The sequence below is a fragment of the Shewanella sp. MBTL60-112-B2 genome, assembly GCF_019655055.1.
GTDB lineage: Bacteria > Pseudomonadota > Gammaproteobacteria > Enterobacterales > Shewanellaceae > Shewanella.
The window spans coordinates 91,120-112,894 of sequence record NZ_BPFA01000014.1; the positions used below are offsets into that span (position 1 = coordinate 91,120).

Sequence of the window (21,775 nt, forward strand, 5' to 3'; positions counted from 1 at the left end):
ACAGAAAAGCATGTGCGTAGTAACAGGTATTGGCTAACTCTGCGGGCGTTATATCAATCAAAATAACATTTGGCCGCTAAACTCTCGCTTAGCGGCCAAATATTTACCCTGCTCGGTATTAAGTAAGCAAATAGAAGCTCTAATTCAAATCGAAGCGATCTGCATTCATCACCTTAGTCCACACTGCAACAAAATCCTCCACCAACTTTTGCTGATTATCATCTTGAGCATAGACCTCGGCATAGGCCCGAAGAATTGAGTTAGAACCAAACACAAGGTCTACCCGAGTGGCTGTCCACTTAACCTGCCCTGTTTCACGTTCGCAGATCTCATACAGATTATGACCTGCTGGTTGCCACGTATTGTTCATGTCAGTCAGATTAACAAAGAAGTCATTTGTCAGTGTTCCTTCACGCTCAGTGAGAAGCCCGTGGATGGTACCAGCATAATTGGTCCCCATTACTCGCATCCCTCCAAGGAGCACTGTCATCTCTTGTGCTGTGAGCCCAAGTAGCTGTGTTTGATCAAGCATCAACTCTTCAGCACTAACGGCATACTCTTTCTTTAGCCAATTACGATAACCATCATGAAGCGGCTCTAATACATTGAAAGATTCTACATCGGTCATATCTTCGCTAGCGTCGCCACGGCCTGGGCAAAACGGCACCTTGGTAACATATCCAGCCGCTTTAGCAGCTTGTTCAACGCCCAAGTTACCTGCAAGCACAATCACATCTGCCACACTAACGCCACTTTTCGCAGCAATAGGTTCAAGCACGTCCAGTACTCTATTGAGCCTTTCTGGCTCGTTACCTTGCCAGTCTCTTTGTGGCGCAAGACGGATCCTTGCGCCATTCGCCCCACCGCGAAGATCTGAGCCCCTAAATGTTCTCGCGCTATCCCAAGCAGTAGTAACCATATCGCTGACACTCAGTCCACTTGCTGCAATTTGTGCCTTAATCGCCTCAACATCGTAATCGCTCCTCCCTTGTGGGACAGGATCTTGCCATAGTAAGTCTTCAGTCGGCACATCTGGGCCGATATACCTTGTTTTAGGGCCCATATCACGGTGGGTTAGCTTAAACCATGCTTTCGCAAAGACAGCAGAAAAGTATGCTGGGTCCTTATAAAAATGTGCAGAAATTTTTTGGTAATCGGGATCCAACTTCATGGCCATATCTGCATCGGTCATAATCGGGTTATAACGGCGAGTTAAATCCTCAACATCAACAGGCTTGTCTTCTTCTTTAATGTTTATCGGCTCCCACTGCCAAGCTCCTGCAGGACTTTTATTCAGCTGCCACTCATGATTAAGTAGCAAGGTAAAGTAGCCGTTATCCCATTGAGTAGGATGCGTAGTCCACGCCCCCTCAAGTCCGCTCGATACGGTGTCACGGCCGATGCCACGTTTGCTGTTATTTATCCAACCTAGGCCTTGCTCTTTAATATCAGCTCCCTCAGGCACTGACCCTAACAACTCTGCATCTCCATTACCGTGGCATTTTCCTACTGTATGGCCACCAGCCGTTAACGCTACAGTTTCTTCATCGTTCATCGCCATACGACTAAAGGTCACGCGAACATCTTTAGCCGTTTGAAGTGGGTCGGGATGACCATCTACGCCCTCTGGATTAACGTAGATAAGTCCCATCATTACTGAAGCTAATGGGTTTTCAAGATCGCGCTCACCGGAGTATCGACTCCCTTCGCTGCCGCTAGGCGCTAGCCACTCCTTTTCTGCTCCCCAGTAGATATCTTTTTCAGGATGCCAAATATCTTCACGGCCAAAGGCAAAACCATAGGTTTTAAGGCCCATAGATTCATAAGCAATTGTGCCCGCATAAGCAATCAAGTCAGCCCAACTCAGCTTGTTGCCATACTTCTTTTTTATTGGCCATAGTAAACGACGCGCTTTGTCCAAATTAACATTGTCAGGCCAGGAATTAAGCGGCGCAAAACGTTGGTTTCCTCGCCCCGCCCCCCCTCGTCCATCAGCGGTACGGTATGTCCCTGCGGCATGCCAAGACAAGCGGATCATCAGTCCGCCATAATGCCCCCAATCTGCAGGCCACCAAGGCTGACTGTCTGTCATCAATGCGTGTAGGTCTTTCTTAAGTGTTTGGACATCAAGTAACTTAACCTGCTCTCGATAGTTAAAGCCTGCTCCCATAGGATTAGTCTTACTATCGTGCTGATGTAAAATATCGAGATTGAGCGCCTTAGGCCACCACTCCATATTCGACATACTGATTTCAGTTGCGCCGCCATGCATCACAGGGCATTTTTTGCCAGCCATAAACCTTCTCCATTGTCTAATGAACCCCTTCAAAAGGATTAAACACAATATGTTGGACCCTTGGGTTAATTAGTGTAGTTGCTTATGGTGACTTTTCGACATCCGGTGTGATTTCACTCTAGCTTTGGGTGACTGGTGTTCTTATAACAACATCAACTAACCTTGTTGATGGCAAGATGGCATCCCCGCTAATAAACCGGGGTCAACTGGTATTTGGCGGCTATAAACTCAGTCGTTATCGTTAGCTATTGCAGTTGCTGCTCCAATAATAGCCCCACCCACCAATACGCCTGTCAGGAAATTATTTTTGTTATTTTTCCATCGGTCATGGCGGTTATCATGCAGTGCATGACGGATTTCACGGCGTGCTTCGCGTTTTTCTCTAGCGACCTCTCGGTAACCTTCCCGAATTTCACGCTTGGCACATTTGCGGGTTTTACAACGTAAAACTTCACGGGCAGCTTCACGCTTTTCACGGTTGACTTCGCGGATCCCTTCACGGATCTCTTTGCGCACTTCATAGCGACCAGCATTGGCATCAAAGCTCCCAAGACCTGCAACCATCAATACTGTCAGGGCGAGTGTCAGACCTTGTTTCATTTCTCACCTCTCGTATCTTGTTGAAATGCAGCGGCACGTTTTTCAAAATTTATCAGCGCTTCTGTGCACTCCTGCTCATTGAGTTCAATATTGCTACCGTAACCAAAGCTAGCAGCATAGAGAAAAGCTCTGTTGCCGCCTAAAGTACGGCTGATTTCGCTATTAATATTCATAGCCTCAGCTTCTAATTGCGCACTTTGCTCTGCGGCCACACAACCAAGTGCTAAACCGGTCAAATAGCCGAAGTTCTTCAGCCCTATATCGACTTGCTCCTCTGTAGGCATAACATCAGACTTAGGTGCATTGGCCAAGGCAGGTGTTGACAATCCAGTTATCGCGACAAGTAACAATATTTTTGAGGGGCAATGCATAAATATCTCCTAGCTCCAACCTTTAGTTAATTCCACTTATTGAAGTTTTGCACTTCCCCATAAGTGAGTAAGTTTCAGTGATTATTCGCTGATGGCGCTAGTAGGCCTGTGTGGAGATGAACGGAAGCTGAACGCAAACTACAGCTCAAGCAAAGCTGCAACGACAAGAGTTTTATTTAATTGGTTGTTATAGAAGCGTTTGGCTGATTACTTACTGAAAAAGAGAACTAAGTGCCCATCTAGAAAAGGACCGGCTGATAGCCAGCACATTAGTTTTAACGTTCAGAGACAACCTATTAAGTCATTATAGATCAGCTAGATAATAAAAGACTACAGCACCAAATATTCGCTCAACGATCAAGCTGACGCTTACTATCAATAAGGAAGCTTCCTCTGCGATGGCAAAGGAAAAAATATGACTAACTCTAATAATAAGTTGAGTTACTTATAAATCTAAACCTGTCTAACTGACCATTTAATAGCCTGCAAAGACTGTCCCATTCATTCAACAAAAAGGCACAGCACTATCGTTTTTATTAAAGCTGAACTTAAAACCAACAAACCAGGCCGATAAGCAGTACGCAAAGAATTAGTAAATGATAAAGGTTTGGTTAAACCCAACTTTATAGGGAGCGGTATCTTAGGAGGTAAGCACCAATACTATTGGTAAGGAGCGATATCGATAAAGAGAACTACCAATTAAGAGAGCAAAAACATCAGTTCTTGCTCTCTTTGTCGTTTTACTGCACCAATGAATAAAAGATGGCAGATATAGATACCAGTCCGATTATCACCACAAAAACATTGCTTATGGCGCCGGAATATTGCTTCATCGCCGGTACTTTCATGATGGCGTACATAGGCATGATAAACAGTAACAACGCGATGATTGGTCCGCCTAGGCTTTCAATCATTCCTAAAATATTAGGGTTAATCGTTGCTACGGCCCAAGTGGTCACAAGCATAAAACCTGCGGTAAAGCGGTTTAGAATAACAGGATTGACCTCTTTTCCCTTGCCGCGTGCTGCCTTGATAATCAGACCATTAAAACCTTCACTGGCACCGATATAGTGACCAAAGAAAGACTTAGTGATTGCGATAATCGCAACGATTGGCGCAACGTAAGCAATAATAGGTGTATCAAAATGGTTTGCTAGATATGTCAATATCGACACATTTTGTGCTTTCGCCTCAGCTAAGTTTGCTGGCGATAGGCTAAACACGCAACTAAACACGAAAAACATCACGGTCACAACCATAAGAATATGGCTAAAAGCTAAGATCCGTGAACACTGTTTTTCAGCATTATCGCCGTGAAACTTTCGACGATCGACAGCGAATGAGGAAATAACAGGTGAGTGGTTAAATGAAAATACCATCACTGGCAATATCAACCACAAGGCCATTAAGATAGTGCTGATCCCACCTTCAGCTGGCATCACATTGCTAAATATTGACGTGTTCCAGTATGGAATTAGGTAAACAGAAAGCAGCAAAAGCACGGCTACGAATGGGAAAACCAACACACTCATCGCTTTGATAATTAACTGCTCACCTAAACGAACCACGGCAATCAGGCCAATAATCAAGATTAAGGCTAATGTTGCGCGGTTAGGCGGAGTAATACTCAACTGATGCTGCATAAAGCTTTCAACAGTATTGGTAAGTGCAACACTGTAAACAAGTAAAATCGGATAAATGGCAAAGAAATAAAGTAAGGTAATAACCTTACCCATACCTACGCCAAAATGCTCCTCTACCACTTCTGTGATCCCAGCGTCTGGATTTGAACCCGATAGCACGAATCGAGTTAAACCACGATGAGCAAAGAAGGTCATTGGCAGTGCCAATAGTGCCATAAGAATAAGAGGGATCAATCCGCCTTGAGCCGCATTAATCGGTAGAAAAAGCGTGCCTGCCCCTACAGCTGTGCCATATAGCCCTAATACCCATAGAGTATCGCTTTTGTTCCAGCTTGACTTTACCTTGAGTTGTGCCGAGGTATTTTCAGTTTTGTTAATTACAGAGTCCATTATGGACATCTCCTTAGACGGTTCTTATATGACCTTTTAAGAGTTCTGTTTACATAGCTAAAATCACATCGCCTCATCATATAGCCGCACCGTATTGCCATCGAAAATATCGACTCAAGCAAAATAGGCAACATAAGATAGGGAGTTTATCTCCAAAGGATGGATGAAAAACTAGCAGAACCCAGTAAAGGCCGCGCAGTATAGGGAAGTGAACTGTACAGAAATGTGATTTCGGACAAACTTATTTAGGTTTTACAAATAAAAGAGCCTGTATGTTGTTTTTTCAATCAATGAAGAGAGTATCAAGTACGAGTCATGCCCATCGAGACTAGAAAAAAATGACTTAGCCTTCGCTGCATAAGCTTGTCTGAATGACGACTCTTTACCAATTTAAATATTAGCCCCCCATATGAGATCATCACTTTCATCAAATTAATAATCTGCAATTAACACAGCATCGAGTTAAAGGAACTAAAGTTTATGCAAGCACAGCATCAACCTAATAACGAGGAAACGTCATTAGAGTACTCTCTCATTAACAAAATATGCACACAGTCGCCCGATACCCTACACTTGCTTTATTACGGACAATGATGGTGAATTACATGGATTTAAGCGATATTTCGATAAAGGCAAGATTACTCGGTAGTAATATTATCATTTGCACCATTCTGATTGTATTCAATATTGTTGTATACAAATCAATATCAACCATGGAAACAACCGCACATTGGGTAGACCACACTGAAGAGGTAATAGCTCAAACCAATGGCCTCGTCAATTCAATGGTCAACCAAGAAACTGGGATTAGAGGGTATGCCATAACTGGAGAAACTGAGTACCTAGAGCCCTATTTCTCAGGTAGGGAAGACTTTCAAACATTTTTTAAAGCTGCAAAGTTGTTAACTTCAGACAATCCTTCTCAGCAAGAACGCTATGATGGAGTTGCACAACAATCAATGTTATGGGGGAAATATGCCGAATCGATTATTTCACTGCGTAAAAATATCCGAAGTGGTGAACAAATTAATACACAGCTTAAGCAATTAATTCTGGTATCGGCAAGCAACAAATGGATTCCATAAGGACTGAATTAGACAAGCTAGGCTCGTCTAAATCAAATATCACATTACTAAATGCCATTGTCAATATGGAAACAGGTTTACGCGGTTTTTTACTCAACCGACAAGAAGCTTATCTGGAACCATATCAAGCTGGTAAAAACGTAATAGACCAACAAAACTCCAATATAAAGGAAACTAGGCTCGCTGAGTCTATTGATTCATGGATAAATGACTACGCCAAACAAGCTATTGTATTAACGCGTCAATCAACACAATTCAAATCAATGTCAGATCTCTATGCTGTGCTAGACAAAAAGCAGGGAAAAGTATACATGGATGAATTGCGCTCTAAAGTGACTGCAATCATTGATGTTGAGCTTAGTTTAATGGAGCAAAGAAAAGCCGAATCGGCGAGTGCTGCTACCATGGCAACAAGGGTCATCATATGGGGGTGCATCATAGTCATCCTACTTGTATTTATATTTGCTCATATCACATCAGTAAGTATTATTAACCCTATCCAACAAGCCGTATCCTATGCAAAACAATTAGCTGCAGGTAATTTAAATATTAATGTAGGACAACAAGGTAAGAATGAATCAGGCGTACTCCTATTAGCAATCCAAACGGTTTCAAATAATCTAAAGGACATTATCGGACACATTGCGCAAACCAGCAGTAAACTCAATGATGCTTCTACCTACTTAAACTCCGTGCTAGATAAAACGGGCTCCGGCGCAAAAGATCAACTAGATAAAACAGAGCAGATAACAGATGCCATGCAACAGTTATCGCTTGCCGTACAAGAAGTGTCGCAAAATACCGTTAATGCTTCCCATGTCGCGACAAATGCTGTTGATGAAGCTGAGGCTGGCTATGGAGTTATCCAGAATACCATCGGGCATATTGGTGATTTGAATGATGAAATCAAACGAACGTCCTTAAAAATTACCAGTCTTGCAGAAGAGACAAACAATATCGGTAAGATCCTCGACGTGATTGGTGGTGTTGCTGAACAAACTAACTTACTGGCACTAAACGCAGCGATAGAAGCGGCTCGGGCCGGTGAGCAGGGCCGAGGTTTTGCAGTGGTTGCAGACGAAGTGCGTGTTCTAGCTCAAAGGACACAAGAATCGACCACTGAAATACATTCTTTAATTGAAAGTATTCAAACAGGTACAAAAGATGTCGTTAATAGTATGCAGCAAAGTACTAGCTTATTAACTGCAAGCATCGACTCTGCCAGTCAGTCAGTCAGGCGGGACTTTTTCAGAAATTACGAGATCCATTACCAAGATTAATGACATGAACACCCAAAGTGCTAGTGCTACCGAGCAGCAAAGCGTTGCAACAGAGCAAGTCAATACAAGTATGTTGGCAGTTAATAGCATCTCTCAAGAAAATTACACGTTAATGTTGGATACCGTTAAGTCGTGTGAAGAGTTAACAAACTTGTCAAATTCATTAAATGATACTGTTAAGCAGTTCAAGATGTAATCAATAATGCTAATAGTTTAAGTGAATAAATTTAATTAAATAAATTACAGCTATGTTCATACGTTCACCCATTTTAGCGATGAACATAGCTATACAGGCAGAATTTATTTAACGCATCATTTTTCAAATCGGTTAACTCTCACCTAATCAAGTTACTATGTCTGATCTAAACTGACCAATATAGCCAGAAAGCAACACTTGCTCGGTCTTTAAAGGAAGGACGAGCAAGATTGATGGCTCTAATCTACATAACCGATTTTTGACTAAAACGAATACGCTAAATATTCACTCCATTACTCTCCTCAACGATAGAAGTCGAGCTCGTTATTTCTGCGTTGTCATTGCTACTGTCTGACTTTAGCGCATCAGCGGGAATTAAGCTAATAAGCTCAACCCCTATCGGGATCTCAAGTTCACCTTCACCACTAATAAGCCTCACCTTGTTATCTTGCAGATAAATCAATGGAATAGCCGTTTGGCTGTATTGCTCCATAAACATAGCGTAATTAAAGTTCTCAGTTAGACGAGTACCTTTAATGCTTGCACCTTTGGCCATTAAACTCGCAAGCTTAGAGTAAGAGACACCATCACCAAATAGACTTAATCGCTCCAAGTAAGATTCAGATAATTGATGTCTTGCACTTGCGATTTCACCATTATTGAGTCCAAAAACCTTTTTACTACCAAATACATCTTGAAAATAGAAAGTGACAAGTGGGTTAAGCTGCCTATATGGTGACATCACCAGTACTCGACCAATACCTGCCATATTCATATGGTTTTCGGCATGCTCTGACGCAGGATTACCAAAATATACCGGAATGTTATCCATACGGGCTAAGCGAACATTATCCCAGTTATTATCAGCAAGCAGCACTGTGACCCCCTTAGACTGCAAGGTTTTAGCCAATGCACGTGGAAACCTAGATGCACCGAAAATTAATAAGCCTTGAGAAGAGTCTGCAGTAACTCCTAGCATTTTTGCCCATCGTCCCGCCGTTAAACTCTGAATAACAACTGTGCCGATAATAATCAAAAACACCAAAGGCACAATCATCTCAGCGCCTTTAATACCAATTGCTTCGAGCTTGATAGCAAACAAAGACGAGATAGCAGCGGCTACAATACCCCGTGGTGCTACCCAACTTAAGAACCATTTATCACCGTTAGATAAAGACGTCCCCACACCGCAGCACCAAATACTCAACGGCCTTGCAATCAACATCACCACAGCGAGTAGCGCTAAGCCCTCCCAGCCTAGGCTTAGCAGCGCATCAGCATTCAGTCTTGCAGCAAGCAATATAAATAGCGCAGAAATAAGTAATACGGTCAGGGTCTCTTTAAACTCAAGAATATCTGCGATATCAACCCCTTTCATATTCGCTAACCAAATTCCCATTACTGTCACCGACAGCAAACCCGCCTCTTCCTGTAACAGATTAGAACCAACAAAAACCGCTAGCATCAAGGTCAGCACGGCTGTATTACGTAAGTAATGTGGCATTAAGTTGTTACGCAGTATTAGACCAACTAAATAACCACTTAAAACACCAAAGCCAAGCCCTACGGCTAACATGGCACTCAAAGCGTGCAATACATGGGTGGTGGGATCTGCCGCTACAGCTATATATTCAAACACTAATACAGCAAGTAGCGCGCCGATGGGGTCGATAACTATGCCTTCCCAGCGCAAAATACTAGCAAGCTCAGTTTTTGGCCTCACGCTTCGGAGCATAGGAACAATAACCGTCGGTCCGGTAACAACGACTAATGCGCCAAATAGCAAAGCCATTGACCATTCAAAATCGAGTAAATAGAAGGTGCCAACAGCAATACAGGCCCAAGTGATCACCGTACCTAAGGTAACAAGCCGCGTCACCATAACACCATGCTCTTTAATCTCTTTGAAATTAAGGGTTAATGCGCCCTCAAATAAGATAATTGCAACACCAAGGGAGATAATCGGAAACAACAGATCGCCAAAAAGGACATCAGGCTGTAAAAAGCCAAGGCCAGGCCCAAGCAAGAGGCCGCACAATAATAGCGGTAAAATAGCAGGTAGCCTTAATTTCCACCCTATCCACTGACAAAACAACGATAACACACCTAGCAAAGCAAGCATCGCAGTGATCTGCTCCAGCATAGCCTATTTCCTTATTTGATCGTTTAACTTGAAACGATGTTTGTTAAAACATGCCGTTGAGTGTAAAAACTATAGTCAAGCCTGAGTAAAATACGATAACACCAAGAAAAGTAAATCAATATTATCGTTAAATAATCTAGGTGAGTAAGAATGCATCAAGGTAAGGTAAGGTAAGGTAAGGTAAGGTGCTAGGTGCTAGGTGCTAGGTGCTAGGTGCTAGGTGCTAGGTGCTAGGTGCTAGGTAAATAGCAAAGCAGACAAGCAATAGAGTTCAAGCCGATAAACTGTTTAAATTTTTAATCCAAGTACGAAAAATGCCTCCACATTCTTTATTATGTAAAGTGTAGAGGCTTTTATCTTTGTGTTGGCAGAGCGGATTGGCTGGTAATACTGACGAAGCCGCGACCTCAGCGTGATAGGCATAGCCCACTTGTGAATAAAATTACTGAGCGTTATAACGAAAAAAGCCTCCACATTTCTGTAGAGGCTTTTATCTTTGTGTTGGCGGAGCGGACGGGACTCGAACCCGCGACCCCCGGCGTGACAGGCCGGTATTCTAACCAACTGAACTACCGCTCCTAAACTTTTCTAGAAATCTTTACGGCGATTTCTGTAACTATTGCTATGTCACTAACAGTAATTAACCTTTACAACTAAATTGGCGGAGCGGACGGGACTCGAACCCGCGACCCCCGGCGTGACAGGCCGGTATTCTAACCAACTGAACTACCGCTCCAAAACTTTTATAGAAATCTTTACGGCGATTTCTGTAGTTATTGCTATGTCACTAACAATAATTAACCTTACAACTAAATTGGCGGAGCGGACGGGACTCGAACCCGCGACCCCCGGCGTGACAGGCCGGTATTCTAACCAACTGAACTACCGCTCCAAAACTTTTCTAGAAATCATTAATGTTGATTTCTGATGTTACTCGTTATGTCACTAACAAATAACTAAAATTTAGTACTTGATTGGCGGAGCGGACGGGACTCGAACCCGCGACCCCCGGCGTGACAGGCCGGTATTCTAACCAACTGAACTACCGCTCCACATCAAGTGCGGTGAATAATACGTAGAGTGACGTTGTCCGTCAATAAGTTTTTTATAAGATCTTAACTGACTAATCGAAAAACGAACAACCCGTATTTTCCTTATACAATTTAGCAAGGAATACTAACGCTTAGAGTCATTCGTATCTGTGTCTTCTGGCATAGTGAGATCGATTTGATCCAGTTCAAGTAATACTTTCTCTCTACGGATCTCTTTTTCCAGTCGCGCCTCTGTCGCCGCTAATGCTCTGTTAAGGTTACTTCGCTTACGAATAAACAATAAAACCAATACACCCACTACGATAAGCACAGCATTGATTGAAACTATCAGTAAAATCGCTTCTTCTTTGGCTTTCTGCTCCTGTACCTTAGCAATCGCTTCGGCTCTGGCGGCAAGCTCTTCTTCACTAGGTGGCGGCTCTGGCGGTTCGATAAGATTAAAAAACAGTTCAGGCAGAGTTAAATAGATCTCTCTTCCATCGAGAGTTGTACTCATGGCGCTAATTTTGAGATCATAACTGCCAAAATCTATGACTTGCGGTAAATTGAACTGACTGTGCTTTTCGGTGAGATTAGTGATGGAAACAGCAATAACCTTCCCTGTAGGCCCCATAATTTCGGCCTCTAGATGAGTCTGCTGCAATAACAGTAATTCATCGTCTATATTAATGTCCAATGTCCAAAGCCCAGCATTAGGAGTTTCTGGGGTGAGCAGTTTCACGTCAATTGGCCGTTGAGACAACCTAAAATCTTGAGTGAACTCTCGCTCTAATACCGTATTTTTAGCCTGAACTTGCAGGGCATAATCTCCCCAAGGCTGCTCCAGGTCTAAATCACTGGTAAATATGCCGTCATCAGGTTTCTCATCTAGGGCCTCACCGTTATCTCTATAAGCCCCGACAATTACGATTCCCGCGGCGTAATTTTCATCTGCGGTATTATTCTTGCTCGCAAAACGAGCGGTCCAATTCATCATAAAATCTAGACCAGGTAGACGTACTTTTTGCTCATCTCCCAATAATCTGGCCGTTAACTTAAGACGCTCCCCTTGGAACAAAGGTTGAGGAATGGCATCGACTTCAATAGTCAGTGTCGAAACCTTTTCAATAACCGAGCCCTCCACCACTTGTCCAAGCAGCTGCCATGGGCCCGGCATTGGCTTTTTAATGGTGATCATGTCACCCGTTAGACCTTCCATCCAGGTGACTTTATCTTCAGGGTGACGATTGACGTACCATTTACTACCATCAGGACGCACCAACACCACAGGTCCACTGCCGTATTCTCTGTGGATAAGCAAAGTCATAGAATCAACCATATGGTCGATTCTAAAGCGGTTTTTTAATTCCGAAGCATGGTTAGAAAGCACTACATTAGCGAGAACAGTAGTGCTCAACGAGCAATAGCAGAGTATGAAAGCCGTGAAAAGTTTAACTCTTCTAACCATATTAAGACTCATAAAATGACATTTATCCGCGCCAGAGGCATTGTCCTGATTTTGCGACTAGATCTAATCGCTCTTCGTGTCTAATCAGTTCATCGGCCGATGCGGCGATCACTTTAAGTTTTGTTCTATCAGCAGTTAAACGATTGATCCCACCACCTTCTTGTCCGGCTTTTTCGCTTGAAAGGTTAAATTTAGTCTGCCCACCTGTCATCAACAGATATACGTCAGCCAAAATCTCGGCATCGAGTAATGCGCCGTGGAGATCACGGGCAGAGTTATCGATACCGTAACGCTTACATAGTGCATCCAAGTTATTCTTCTGGCCTGGATGCAAATGTTTGGCAATGGCTAACGAATCGAGGATTTGACAAATGTCAGCCGTTTTTGGCCCCAGTGGCTGCAACATTGAAAATTCATGATCCATAAAGCTAACGTCGAAGTTAGCGTTATGTGCCACAATTTCTGCGCCATCGATAAACTCGATAAAGCTTTGGGCTACTTCATGGAACTTTGGCTTGTCTGCAACAAACTCATTGGTAATACCGTGAACCGCGATAGCCTCTTCATCAATCGGCTGTTGCGGATTGATGTATTCATGATAATGACGGCCCGTTAAACGACGGTTTACCACTTCGACACAACCAATTTCAATAATTCGATGGCCTAAATAAATTGGACCACTCGATTGGTTCATACCAGTGGTTTCGGTATCAAGAATAATTTGCCGCTTGGCGCTTGAAACAATATTCATATGAATTTATACATTTCTCAGTTAAATTTTTTGGGTATACTCGCCCGCAATTATAGCTATGGTAGCAACTTGATGACTGGACTGAAACAGATCTCTATCTATACCGACGGTTCTTGCCTAGGAAATCCTGGCCCTGGCGGCTATGGCATCGTTTTAAAGTACAAAAAATGCACCAAAGAACTGGCTGATGGTTTTGCCCTCACCACCAATAACCGTATGGAGATGCTTGCGCCGATTATAGCCCTTGAAGCACTAAAGGTGCCATGCGAGGTAATTTTAACCAGCGATAGCCAGTATATGCGCCAAGGGATCACCCAATGGATCCATGGTTGGAAACGAAAAGGCTGGATCACTTCTACAAATCAGCCCGTTAAAAATGTCGATCTTTGGAAACGTTTAGATGCCGTATCACAACGTCATCAGGTTGAATGGCGCTGGGTTAAAGGCCACGCAGGCCATAGCGAAAACGAACGCTGTGACGACCTTGCCCGCCAAGCAGCGGAGGCCAAACCTACACAAGAAGATATCGGCTATCTAACCCAGCAAAAGCCAGAGTAATGTTTACACGGGTTAGAAGCTGTCACAATGACAGTTTCTAGCCTTGATATTCAATACTTGTAGCTTAAGTTTTTCTGCTCTAGTTCTAAGCTCCAGTGATTAAGATCCAGTTCTAAGCAATAGTACTTAAGCTCTAGCATTTAAACTCAAGCACTGGCTTTCACAATATTAATGTTCGGTATTAAGAAAGCTTCGACAAAAATCGATAAAGGCTAAGCCCACGGCTGTAAAGTGGCGGCTTTTATGGTGAATACGATAAAACTTTCGCTCTAATGCTAACCCTTCAACTTCAATGACCGACAACTCTTTACGGATCAGGTCTTTCTCAAGAGTCAGCTCAGATAACACGCCTAAGCCAGCGCCTTGCTTTACCGCTTGTTTAATTGCATCGGGGGTCGAAAAGCGAAACTTCTCTTGCGGTTGCATATCCAAAGCGTTGGCGGCACTGACAAAGCAATCTCGCGTGCCGGAGCCCTCTTCTCGCATCACCCAAGGCATGCCATTAAGCTCACTCGGCTTGACGGTTTTACCCGCGAGTGGATGTGCTGGATGACAAAACACTAATAACTTGTCTCTGTGCCAGGCTTCGACTGCAATGCGACTATCGAGACATTGACCTTCGATAAAGCCCATCTCACTTCTAAATTCTAATACCGAATTAATCACCTTTTGGCTATTTTCAATATCAACATTGACTAAGGTATTGGTGTGCTGTTGACAAAATGCCACCGCCGACTTTGCTAATAGATAGTTGCCTATCGTTGAGCTAGCACTAACGTTGAGATTACCGCCTAGCTCAGCACCAGCTGGCGAAAAAGCATGTTCAATTTGATCAATTTTTTGCAGTGCTTCAGTTGCTAAAGGTAACAGTAGACTCCCCTGTGAATTTAAACGTAGACGATTACCAATACGTTCAAATAATCGTGCATCCAGTTGTTTCTCTAATTCTGACAATGCCATCGAAGTAGCTGGAGACGATAAACTAAGCATCTCTGCAGCCTTTGCAACTTGCCCACTGCGGGCTACCGCTTCAAAAACGGCTAGCTGTTTTAATGTAATACGCATTAAGTCTCTTACTTATTAATCTAAAGTTATTAATCTAAAGTTATTAATCTGAAGATTTTGGCGCGTGGCCTGCACGACTCGCGCTTGCCGTTGACCAACTAGGGCGCTTAACTTTTCGTTTTGCCTGTATTGGTGTTAACGGCGTTTCTAATTTTTTTGCCACCAGCACATAGACGCTCCCCGTACTAGGCAACCAGGATTTAAGCGCATGCGACCATATACTGTCAGTTTTCACATCTCTAAGCATATGGTGATGCAATAAACGTTCATCAGCGACCACTTGATAGCCCAATAGGCCTAACCAGTCTTTTACCCTTGAGGGCATAAAGAAACGACCGCACCAAGGGATCTCTTGTTGATAGTTAGGTAATACTTTCCCCATAAACATAGGACTAAGGGGATTGAATCCGGTTATCACAAGATGGCCACCAGCAATGAGAACTCTATCAACTTCACGCAGCACCCGATAAGGATCGGCTTCAAACTCAAGTAAGAAGTTCATCACTACCGCATCAATACTGGTGTTTTGGATCGGTAACTGGCAGTAATCCCCCTCAATATTTGCCTGAGCCTCATCGAATAAAGAATACTGTCGGCTAATGCCTACGCCTTTTTTTGCCATTTTATGACTTAAAGGACCTAAATTAAGCATGAAATAACCAAAAATTCTTGGCCACCATGGAGATAAAGCCTGCTCTACGCTTTGGCGTATAACCGGCCCATTAGGGAGTTCAGACCAATGATAAGGCTTTAAGGGTAATTCAGACTGTGACAAATCAATCTCCAAAATCACTAATGCTCTACTTTAATAACGAAAGCGGTATACAAGCAATAGCTTTGCTCAGTAAACTGAGTTTAGTGCTCAAATTAATTTTGCGGCAGCGCTTAATTACATTAAATGAGAGAGTTTAGACATGTTGCATATCACCCCATTATCCGCGTTCAATGATAATTATATCTGGGCGTTCCAATCTCAGCAAAATAGTGGCGCCCATAACAGTGGCGTCTATGTCGTCGATCCCGGCGATGCTCAAGTCGTCATCGACTATCTGCACCAAACAGAACAGACACTGCTAGGCATACTTATTACCCATCATCATCACGACCACACTGGCGGGATCGAGCAATTAATCCGTCAATTTGGTGATCACATCGCAGTTTATGGTCCGCAATGCGAAAACATTATCGGTGTAAACCACCCTATTGCGACCAGCGGTAATATCACCCTCGCAAATACAGATGTTAATGCAAAGGTTATTCAATTGCCTGGGCATACTTTAGGTCATATCGCTTATTTAATTGAAGACGTATTGTTTTGTGGTGATACCTTGTTTAGTGCAGGCTGTGGCCGCCTGTTTGAAGGTAGTGCCGAACAGATGTACCAGTCACTGAGTCAATTAAGTCAGCTACCCGACGATACTAAAGTTTGCTGCGCTCACGAATACACCTTAGCGAACCTGGCATTTGCCAACAAAGTTGAGCCCAATAACGCTGCGCTCATAGATTACACAAAAAAGGCCCATGCCCTTCGAGGTCAAAATAATCCGACCTTGCCTTCATCAATTGGCCAAGAAAAGGCAATTAACCCCTTTTTAAGAAGCGATAGCGAGGAAATTTGGCAATCTTTATCCATTCAATTCCAACAACCTATCGATAATCCATTGCAAAGCTTCTCACTTCTACGCCAATGGAAAGACAATTTCTAAAAAATAATCTACAATAGCTCGCTATTCCAGCGCCACTAAGCCAGATTTTTTCTGGCTTTTTTGAGCCTAAGTTAAGGATACAGATTTTAGATGCGCGTACCATTTTTATTTGTCGCAGGGGGCATTGCCCTGTTGACAGGTTGTCAAACTTTAGACAACCAACAGACTTCGGAAGGGATCCCTGCCAAGCCAGTTGCAGTTGAGAAAGTCGCCCCAAAACCTATTGAACCTGAAGTTGTTAAGGTTGTTGAAGTTACCGATATTTGGCAACGGATCCGTCTTAATATGCAGATGGAAGTACCTGATGAAAAACTGGTTCGCCAATATCGCGACTGGTACATCAAACACCCTCAACATTTAGAGCGCGTATCTGAGCGAGCGACGCCATTTATGTATTTGATAGTCGATGAGATTGAGAAACGTAATCTTCCTATCGAGTTGGCTCTGCTACCTATTGTTGAAAGTGCTTTCGATCCTTTTGCTTATTCACATGGCGCAGCATCAGGCCTTTGGCAATTCACTTCGCCAATGGCGCGTCACTTCGGCCTACAGATGAACTGGTGGTATGACGGTCGCAGAGATGTCCCCGCAGCCACGATAGCCGCTTTAGATATGCTTGAGTACCTTCATGGTAAAACAGGCCAAAACTGGCTATACGCCATTGCCGCCTATAATACCGGCGAAGGTCGCGTGATCAACGCCGCTAAGCGAAATAAGAAAAAAGGCATATCGACTGACTTTTTTAGCCTTAATCTACCAACAGAAACCGAGCGCTATGTTCCTCAGTTACTTGCATTAGCCGATGTGATCAAAAATGCCGATAAGTATGGCATTAAACTGACACCAATCAGCAACAAGCCTCAAATTGAAGTCATCGATATTGGTAGTCAAATTGATTTAGCGCTAGCCGCTGATCTTGCCAATATGACTACATCTGAGCTACACAAGTTAAACCCTGGATTTAACCGCTGGGCGACGGCTCCTGAAGGCCCCCATAAACTGGTACTGCCTGTTGCTAAAGCCGATGCTTTTAAACTCGCGTTAAATGATACTAGCACAACGGTTCGCCTAAACTGGGAACGCTATAAGATTAAGTCAGGAGACAGCTTAGGCTTAATTGCAAAACGTTATCGCACTACGATTTCGGCATTAAAAGCGGTCAACGATATCAATGGCAACACCATTATTGTAGGTAAGTATCTGTTGATCCCGGTTTCAGCTAAGAACCTTGATGAATATCTGTTATCAACCGATCAACGTCTAGTACGTAAGCAAAATAAAGCCCGTGGTGCCAGTAAAATTACTTACAAGGTCCGTTCGGGTGATTCACTGTGGAAAATTGCGAAACAGCACAAGGTTAAAACTGCTCAGTTAGCCAGCTGGAACAGTATGGCGCCTAAAGATCCGCTACAGATAGGCCAGAAGCTAGTGATTTGGTCTGGTACCGTATCTAAAAAGAGTGGCTTAAGTGAAGTCATGCGTACCGTTAACTATAAGGTTCGCAATGGTGACTCTTTAGCTCGTATCGCTAGCAAGTTCAATGTCAGCGTTAATGATCTCGTGCGTTGGAACGAACTTGAAAAGAGCAAGTATATCCAACCGGGTCAAATGCTTAAGCTCTATGTTGATATGACAAAAGTCAGAACATAAATTATCCCCATTAAAAAGGCGACCTAAGGTCGCCTTTTTTGTCACTCGCAATAAGTTAACTTAGTAGCTATATATTACCGGAAGCATTGCTGGCACTTGAGATTCAGTCGCACGCCCGCCAAAGGTAGCTTTAAGGCTATAACCTTCACCTATGTTTACCGCGATATCAGCAGGTATTTTAAACTCGACTCGCTGAGTCTTACCCGCTGGCATCACCAGCTCCCGAATGGCCTGAGTAAACATCATTTCATTGGACCAAGCCCAGACTCGCTTGCCTTGAGGATCGAGCAACCAAAGGTCTGCCGTCATTCCAGATGAAAACATCAAGGGCACGCCATAAGACTGATTATTCGTATACTCCAGCGTAATATCAGCCTTGTTTTTCACTATTAGTTGAGCATCTAATAGTCCTTGACTCACAGCTTTACCCTCCTTAACGTAACGCTGTTCACCGTTAGCACCACCAACAATAGTTGGGTTACTTGCAGCTGGAGACGGCTCAAGTTGAGCACTCGGAGCGCTTGGCGCTGCGCTCTTATTCAAATTGTTGCCTTCTGTTTGCTGACCAGAACAGCCCAGTAAACTTATTGCTATTAAAGGGAGTAGAAGTGTCTTAGCCATTAAAAACCTCCAAATTTCTTAAATAAGCTGTCTTTTAGCTTATTCGTTTCATCTTTAAGTTTTGAGTCCAGTAAGGCTTTAGTGTCTAACGCAAATTTAGGCTCTGACATAGTACCGCTAATCGCAAATGGGATCTCGACACCATACAGTGAGTCGCGAGTATCGCCGCCTTGCCCTTCAAGTGAACCAACTACAGACGTGGTTAATTTATAATCTAATGCCTCACTGATAATGTTTGCCGTACCAGCCCCTTGCAGACGAATAAGCGGTGAAGCCATATCCAGATCAGGATTTGTAACTACACCCTTGGCGACATTAAATGAGCCTGTCATGCTAGTAAAATCAGTCTTCTTTTCAGTAGAGCCTGCAGTTGCCGACAGATCGCCACCCAACTTAGCTTTTGCTTCGCGGATCATCTGTGGAATATTAACGCCATGGATTGCACCATCGGCAATTTCAAACTGGCCGTTTGCCACAAGATTTCGCTTCAAGTTATCAGGAAGCAAGCTACGTCCCTTACCCGCTACGTTAAAGTTTGCCTTACCGTCGAGCAGATCGACGTCGGCCATATCGATTAGCAAGGCACGAATGTCCACACCCGATAGACGCTTATCAAACTGATAGCTAGCCACCTTTTCTCGGCCATCAAGTTTTGCCGTCACATTGATTTTTCCGCCATAAAGATCGGCTGATAGTTGCTTAATATCGGCTACGCCGCCTTTCATCAGCAGCTTCATCACCCAGTTTTCAGTCTTTAAGTTTGCCACTTTAACCGACTTAATCCGTACATCGACGTCAAGATTAACTGACTTCATCGCGGTTAAATCTGGCTCAACTGCCTTAGATGGATTTGCTGTTGGCTTATCTTGATTAGCCGGCTCGCCCTCTTGCTTTGGCAATAGCGCATCAAGGTCGACATCGCCTACTTCAAGCTTGGCGACTACCTGAGGTACTTTACTTCCGTATGCAATATCGAGCTTACCAGTCGCATTGATATTAGCGGCATTAAAGCTTGAGAGCACTAGGCTCAATGTTTGCTTATCTAACGCCACGACTAAAGAGGTGGCTAAGTCGGCCTTTAGGCTGCCATTTGGTATGCCTTCACCAGTGACTTGGTTGTTAACCACGAAATCATTGATGGTAATTGTCTGTAGATCTTGCGCGACCTTTATCTGCCCTTGACCTTGGCTAGTTACGGCCATATCAGGCAAGGTGGCAGAAAACTCATAATTTAGCGGTGCAAACTCGCCCAATTGGAATCTACCTAGCGTTAACTCTTTTAAGGCAAAAACTTGTTCGGTTTGGCTTAAATGATCAATGTTAGTTATTTGGGTATTGGTGATTGCAATGCCGCCGATATCGAGCCGTGCTAGCGTAGCATTACTCGAAGCTGTACTTTGCGTAGCACCTTCTGAGGTAGCCTTGTTATCTGCGTTACCCGCCAAACCATCAAAACTGGTTCGACCATCCTTTTGCGTTTCCAGCTTCAAGGTTAAACCATCAAGATTGAGTTGAGAGATCTCAACCTCTTTCTTTAATAGCGGCATTAATGCAACTTCAGCCACCACCTCATTGACAGACACCATGGAGGCATTTTTAAAGCCTTGAGGATTTGACAGGGTAATTTTGCCTAACTTTATTCCCAAACTAGGGAAAAAAGTCCACGATAAGTCACTACCAATTGCCAACTCGCGCCCTGTCTGCAGCTTCACTAGGTCAACGATTTGAGGCTTAAAATCATTAGGGTCAAAAATCACTGTGATATATAGCACCAAAGCGAGGACTAATCCTAAGAGTGTTATAAAAAACCATTTTAAAAATTTCATAGCAGATCCCATCTGTTATCACTAAAAGACTCAGAAAAGTGCACCTTTTTAAAGAGTCTAATTTGAAGAAATAATTATAAATTGAGTACCGAAATGTCTAGCGCCTCATTCGATAAAGCGACTCCATTACCATCGGCATAGATGAATGAATGGGGTGAAATAATAACGCCGTAAATTTCAACAGCAATGTTAACTTCACCAATACCTTTTTTCACTGTTTTTATTGGGTTAGCACCAATAGCTTGAATTCCGAGATCAATTGTTTTCAATGCACCTACATCACGAACACAGCCCAAAATAACCACTCCATTCCAACCATTATCAGCAGCACTTTGAGCAATCATGTCGCCTAATAGGGCACAATCCATTCCTCCTTGCCCATCGACAACTAAGACTTTACCTCGACCATCTTGCGCAAGTAACTCTTTGACTTTTGAGTTGTCTCGATAGCATTTTACTGTGACAACTTCCCCCCAAAAGCACTCTTGTTTACCATAAGAAATAAACATAGGCGGGAGTAGTGTGAGTTTGTCGCCATAAGCGTCGAATAAATCGGGTAACAGATCTAGCATCAAGCCTCCATGCGTGGGTAGAAGTAAACTCCTTCTTAGACTGACAGGTAAGGAGTCGAAACCCAAGTATTAACGCAGAAATTTATCATAATTTATGTCATCGAGACTTTTCCAAGAACAAAATACAAACTATAATATTACTCAATGTCTTAAACAGACTCCTCTGTAAGTTAGCCGTAGGTAAAAATGAACACTAATATCGAATTAGAAAGTGCTATCGCTGCACTTGATCAGTATGGTTATGATAAAAAGAATTCAAGTGATTTAGAGCAAGCTCGCAATAAAACCCAGATGTTGAAATATATCGACTCACTAGACTTTAGTCTTCGTCGATTATTAATCTTACAAGAAGCGGTTAATGAGCAAGTCGAAAAAGAAAAAAAGTTAATCGCTCAGAAAGAAAGCATTCAGACTTATAAAACAAAAATCATTAATCTTTCACGCCAATATAACCTTTCTTACGATGAAGTTGTGCAGATTATGAAGAAGCAAGAAAACGGTTAAAACCCTAGTTTCATATCCG

Annotated in this window: 19 protein-coding genes and 4 tRNA genes; 7 read left to right on the plus strand and 16 right to left on the minus strand. The window is 43.2% G+C overall.

Annotation, left to right across the window (positions count from 1 at the left end):
* Positions 1-139: 139 nt before the first annotated feature.
* The 4 genes from katG to K5Q73_RS11000 all read right to left on the minus strand — a co-directional run bounded on the left by katG (position 140) and on the right by K5Q73_RS11000 (position 5,300).
* Positions 140-2,296: a catalase/peroxidase HPI gene (gene katG, locus K5Q73_RS10985; protein WP_220763260.1), complete on the minus strand. Its 2,157-nt coding sequence runs from the start codon at positions 2,294-2,296 to the stop codon at positions 140-142.
* Positions 2,297-2,524: 228 nt separating this feature from the next.
* Positions 2,525-2,896: a hypothetical protein gene (locus K5Q73_RS10990; RefSeq protein ID WP_220763258.1), complete on the minus strand. Its 372-nt coding sequence runs from the start codon at positions 2,894-2,896 to the stop codon at positions 2,525-2,527.
* Positions 2,893-3,267: a hypothetical protein gene (locus K5Q73_RS10995; RefSeq protein WP_220763256.1), complete on the minus strand. Its 375-nt coding sequence runs from the start codon at positions 3,265-3,267 to the stop codon at positions 2,893-2,895. Before K5Q73_RS10995 ends, K5Q73_RS10990 begins: the two co-directional genes overlap by 4 nt.
* 740 nt (positions 3,268-4,007) lie before the next feature.
* On the minus strand, positions 4,008-5,300 hold the full coding sequence (locus K5Q73_RS11000; RefSeq protein WP_220763255.1) for a serine/threonine transporter: 1,293 nt from the start codon (positions 5,298-5,300) through the stop codon (positions 4,008-4,010).
* 605 nt (positions 5,301-5,905) lie between these two features.
* Here K5Q73_RS11000 and K5Q73_RS11005 point away from each other — a divergent pair.
* The 3 genes from K5Q73_RS11005 to K5Q73_RS11015 are packed head-to-tail and all read left to right on the plus strand — an operon-like array spanning position 5,906 to position 7,861.
* Positions 5,906-6,385: a CHASE3 domain-containing protein gene (locus K5Q73_RS11005; protein WP_220763253.1), complete on the plus strand. Its 480-nt coding sequence runs from the start codon at positions 5,906-5,908 to the stop codon at positions 6,383-6,385.
* Complete coding sequence (locus K5Q73_RS11010; protein WP_220763251.1) at positions 6,373-7,665, plus strand: methyl-accepting chemotaxis protein; 1,293 nt, start codon at positions 6,373-6,375, stop codon at positions 7,663-7,665. The genes K5Q73_RS11005 and K5Q73_RS11010 overlap by 13 nt, the downstream gene beginning before the upstream one ends.
* Before the next feature lie 4 nt (positions 7,666-7,669).
* Entirely contained in the window at positions 7,670-7,861 is a 192-nt protein-coding gene (locus K5Q73_RS11015) for a hypothetical protein (RefSeq protein ID WP_220763249.1), read from the plus strand.
* A gap of 277 nt (positions 7,862-8,138) precedes the next feature.
* On the opposite strand, the gene K5Q73_RS11020 is transcribed toward K5Q73_RS11015, so the two are convergent.
* The 7 genes from K5Q73_RS11020 to dnaQ all read right to left on the minus strand — a co-directional run bounded on the left by K5Q73_RS11020 (position 8,139) and on the right by dnaQ (position 13,254).
* Complete coding sequence (locus K5Q73_RS11020) at positions 8,139-10,004, minus strand: sodium:proton antiporter (RefSeq protein ID WP_220763247.1); 1,866 nt, start codon at positions 10,002-10,004, stop codon at positions 8,139-8,141.
* A gap of 502 nt (positions 10,005-10,506) precedes the next feature.
* A tRNA-Asp gene (locus K5Q73_RS11025) sits at positions 10,507-10,583 on the minus strand.
* An 80-nt stretch (positions 10,584-10,663) separates the two neighbouring features.
* Positions 10,664-10,740: transfer RNA gene (locus K5Q73_RS11030), tRNA-Asp, on the minus strand.
* A 79-nt stretch (positions 10,741-10,819) separates the two neighbouring features.
* Positions 10,820-10,896, minus strand: a tRNA-Asp gene (locus K5Q73_RS11035).
* A gap of 83 nt (positions 10,897-10,979) precedes the next feature.
* Positions 10,980-11,056 (minus strand) — tRNA-Asp (locus K5Q73_RS11040).
* 124 nt (positions 11,057-11,180) lie between these two features.
* On the minus strand, positions 11,181-12,515 hold the full coding sequence (locus K5Q73_RS11045) for a TIGR03503 family protein (RefSeq protein WP_220763245.1): 1,335 nt from the start codon (positions 12,513-12,515) through the stop codon (positions 11,181-11,183).
* Positions 12,516-12,525: 10 nt separating this feature from the next.
* Positions 12,526-13,254 carry a DNA polymerase III subunit epsilon gene (gene dnaQ / locus K5Q73_RS11050; protein ID WP_220763244.1) on the minus strand — a complete coding sequence of 243 codons (729 nt, stop codon included), beginning with the start codon at positions 13,252-13,254 and terminating at the stop codon, positions 12,526-12,528.
* A gap of 72 nt (positions 13,255-13,326) precedes the next feature.
* Between dnaQ and rnhA the strand changes: the two genes are divergently transcribed.
* Complete coding sequence (gene rnhA, locus K5Q73_RS11055; protein WP_220763242.1) at positions 13,327-13,812, plus strand: ribonuclease HI; 486 nt, start codon at positions 13,327-13,329, stop codon at positions 13,810-13,812.
* A 168-nt stretch (positions 13,813-13,980) separates the two neighbouring features.
* Here rnhA and K5Q73_RS11060 read toward each other — a convergent pair whose 3' ends face one another.
* Both K5Q73_RS11060 and K5Q73_RS11065 read right to left on the minus strand, forming a co-directional pair.
* Entirely contained in the window at positions 13,981-14,877 is an 897-nt protein-coding gene (locus tag K5Q73_RS11060) for a LysR substrate-binding domain-containing protein (RefSeq protein ID WP_220763241.1), read from the minus strand.
* Positions 14,878-14,920: 43 nt separating this feature from the next.
* On the minus strand, positions 14,921-15,652 hold the full coding sequence (locus tag K5Q73_RS11065; protein ID WP_220763239.1) for a class I SAM-dependent methyltransferase: 732 nt from the start codon (positions 15,650-15,652) through the stop codon (positions 14,921-14,923).
* 139 nt (positions 15,653-15,791) lie between these two features.
* Here K5Q73_RS11065 and gloB point away from each other — a divergent pair, with 139 nt between their 5' ends.
* Positions 15,792-16,583, plus strand: a complete 792-nt coding sequence (gene gloB, locus K5Q73_RS11070; protein ID WP_220763237.1) for a hydroxyacylglutathione hydrolase — start codon at positions 15,792-15,794, stop codon at positions 16,581-16,583.
* A 90-nt stretch (positions 16,584-16,673) separates the two neighbouring features.
* Complete coding sequence (locus K5Q73_RS11075; protein ID WP_220763235.1) at positions 16,674-18,233, plus strand: LysM peptidoglycan-binding domain-containing protein; 1,560 nt, start codon at positions 16,674-16,676, stop codon at positions 18,231-18,233.
* Between the two features lie 60 nt (positions 18,234-18,293).
* Here the strand turns inward: K5Q73_RS11075 and K5Q73_RS11080 are convergent, their stop codons facing one another.
* The 3 genes from K5Q73_RS11080 to K5Q73_RS11090 all read right to left on the minus strand — a co-directional run bounded on the left by K5Q73_RS11080 (position 18,294) and on the right by K5Q73_RS11090 (position 21,252).
* Positions 18,294-18,854, minus strand: a complete 561-nt coding sequence (locus tag K5Q73_RS11080) for a BsuPI-related putative proteinase inhibitor (RefSeq protein WP_220763233.1) — start codon at positions 18,852-18,854, stop codon at positions 18,294-18,296.
* Positions 18,854-20,680, minus strand: coding sequence for an AsmA family protein (locus tag K5Q73_RS11085; RefSeq protein ID WP_220763232.1), 1,827 nt, complete (start codon positions 20,678-20,680; stop codon positions 18,854-18,856). Before K5Q73_RS11085 ends, K5Q73_RS11080 begins: the two co-directional genes overlap by 1 nt.
* A gap of 74 nt (positions 20,681-20,754) precedes the next feature.
* Positions 20,755-21,252, minus strand: a complete 498-nt coding sequence (locus tag K5Q73_RS11090) for a putative 4-hydroxy-4-methyl-2-oxoglutarate aldolase (RefSeq protein WP_220763230.1) — start codon at positions 21,250-21,252, stop codon at positions 20,755-20,757.
* A gap of 186 nt (positions 21,253-21,438) precedes the next feature.
* Between K5Q73_RS11090 and K5Q73_RS11095 the strand changes: the two genes are divergently transcribed.
* Positions 21,439-21,756, plus strand: coding sequence for a hypothetical protein (locus K5Q73_RS11095; protein ID WP_220766146.1), 318 nt, complete (start codon positions 21,439-21,441; stop codon positions 21,754-21,756).
* The last annotated feature ends 19 nt before the right edge of the window (positions 21,757-21,775 follow it).

Coding starts and splice junctions, on each gene's coding strand:
- katG (WP_220763260.1), bottom strand. CDS start 2,296: ATGGCTGGCAAAAAATGCCCTGTGATGCATGGCGGCGCAACTGAAATC.
- K5Q73_RS10990 (WP_220763258.1), bottom strand. CDS start 2,896: ATGAAACAAGGTCTGACACTCGCCCTGACAGTATTGATGGTTGCAGGT.
- K5Q73_RS10995 (WP_220763256.1), bottom strand. CDS start 3,267: ATGCATTGCCCCTCAAAAATATTGTTACTTGTCGCGATAACTGGATTG.
- K5Q73_RS11000 (WP_220763255.1), bottom strand. CDS start 5,300: ATGGACTCTGTAATTAACAAAACTGAAAATACCTCGGCACAACTCAAG.
- K5Q73_RS11005 (WP_220763253.1), top strand. CDS start 5,906: ATGGATTTAAGCGATATTTCGATAAAGGCAAGATTACTCGGTAGTAAT.
- K5Q73_RS11010 (WP_220763251.1), top strand. CDS start 6,373: ATGGATTCCATAAGGACTGAATTAGACAAGCTAGGCTCGTCTAAATCA.
- K5Q73_RS11015 (WP_220763249.1), top strand. CDS start 7,670: ATGAACACCCAAAGTGCTAGTGCTACCGAGCAGCAAAGCGTTGCAACA.
- K5Q73_RS11020 (WP_220763247.1), bottom strand. CDS start 10,004: ATGCTGGAGCAGATCACTGCGATGCTTGCTTTGCTAGGTGTGTTATCG.
- K5Q73_RS11045 (WP_220763245.1), bottom strand. CDS start 12,515: ATGAGTCTTAATATGGTTAGAAGAGTTAAACTTTTCACGGCTTTCATA.
- dnaQ (WP_220763244.1), bottom strand. CDS start 13,254: ATGAATATTGTTTCAAGCGCCAAGCGGCAAATTATTCTTGATACCGAA.
- rnhA (WP_220763242.1), top strand. CDS start 13,327: ATGACTGGACTGAAACAGATCTCTATCTATACCGACGGTTCTTGCCTA.
- K5Q73_RS11060 (WP_220763241.1), bottom strand. CDS start 14,877: ATGCGTATTACATTAAAACAGCTAGCCGTTTTTGAAGCGGTAGCCCGC.
- gloB (WP_220763237.1), top strand. CDS start 15,792: ATGTTGCATATCACCCCATTATCCGCGTTCAATGATAATTATATCTGG.
- K5Q73_RS11075 (WP_220763235.1), top strand. CDS start 16,674: ATGCGCGTACCATTTTTATTTGTCGCAGGGGGCATTGCCCTGTTGACA.
- K5Q73_RS11080 (WP_220763233.1), bottom strand. CDS start 18,854: ATGGCTAAGACACTTCTACTCCCTTTAATAGCAATAAGTTTACTGGGC.
- K5Q73_RS11085 (WP_220763232.1), bottom strand. CDS start 20,680: ATGAAATTTTTAAAATGGTTTTTTATAACACTCTTAGGATTAGTCCTC.
- K5Q73_RS11090 (WP_220763230.1), bottom strand. CDS start 21,252: ATGCTAGATCTGTTACCCGATTTATTCGACGCTTATGGCGACAAACTC.
- K5Q73_RS11095 (WP_220766146.1), top strand. CDS start 21,439: ATGAACACTAATATCGAATTAGAAAGTGCTATCGCTGCACTTGATCAG.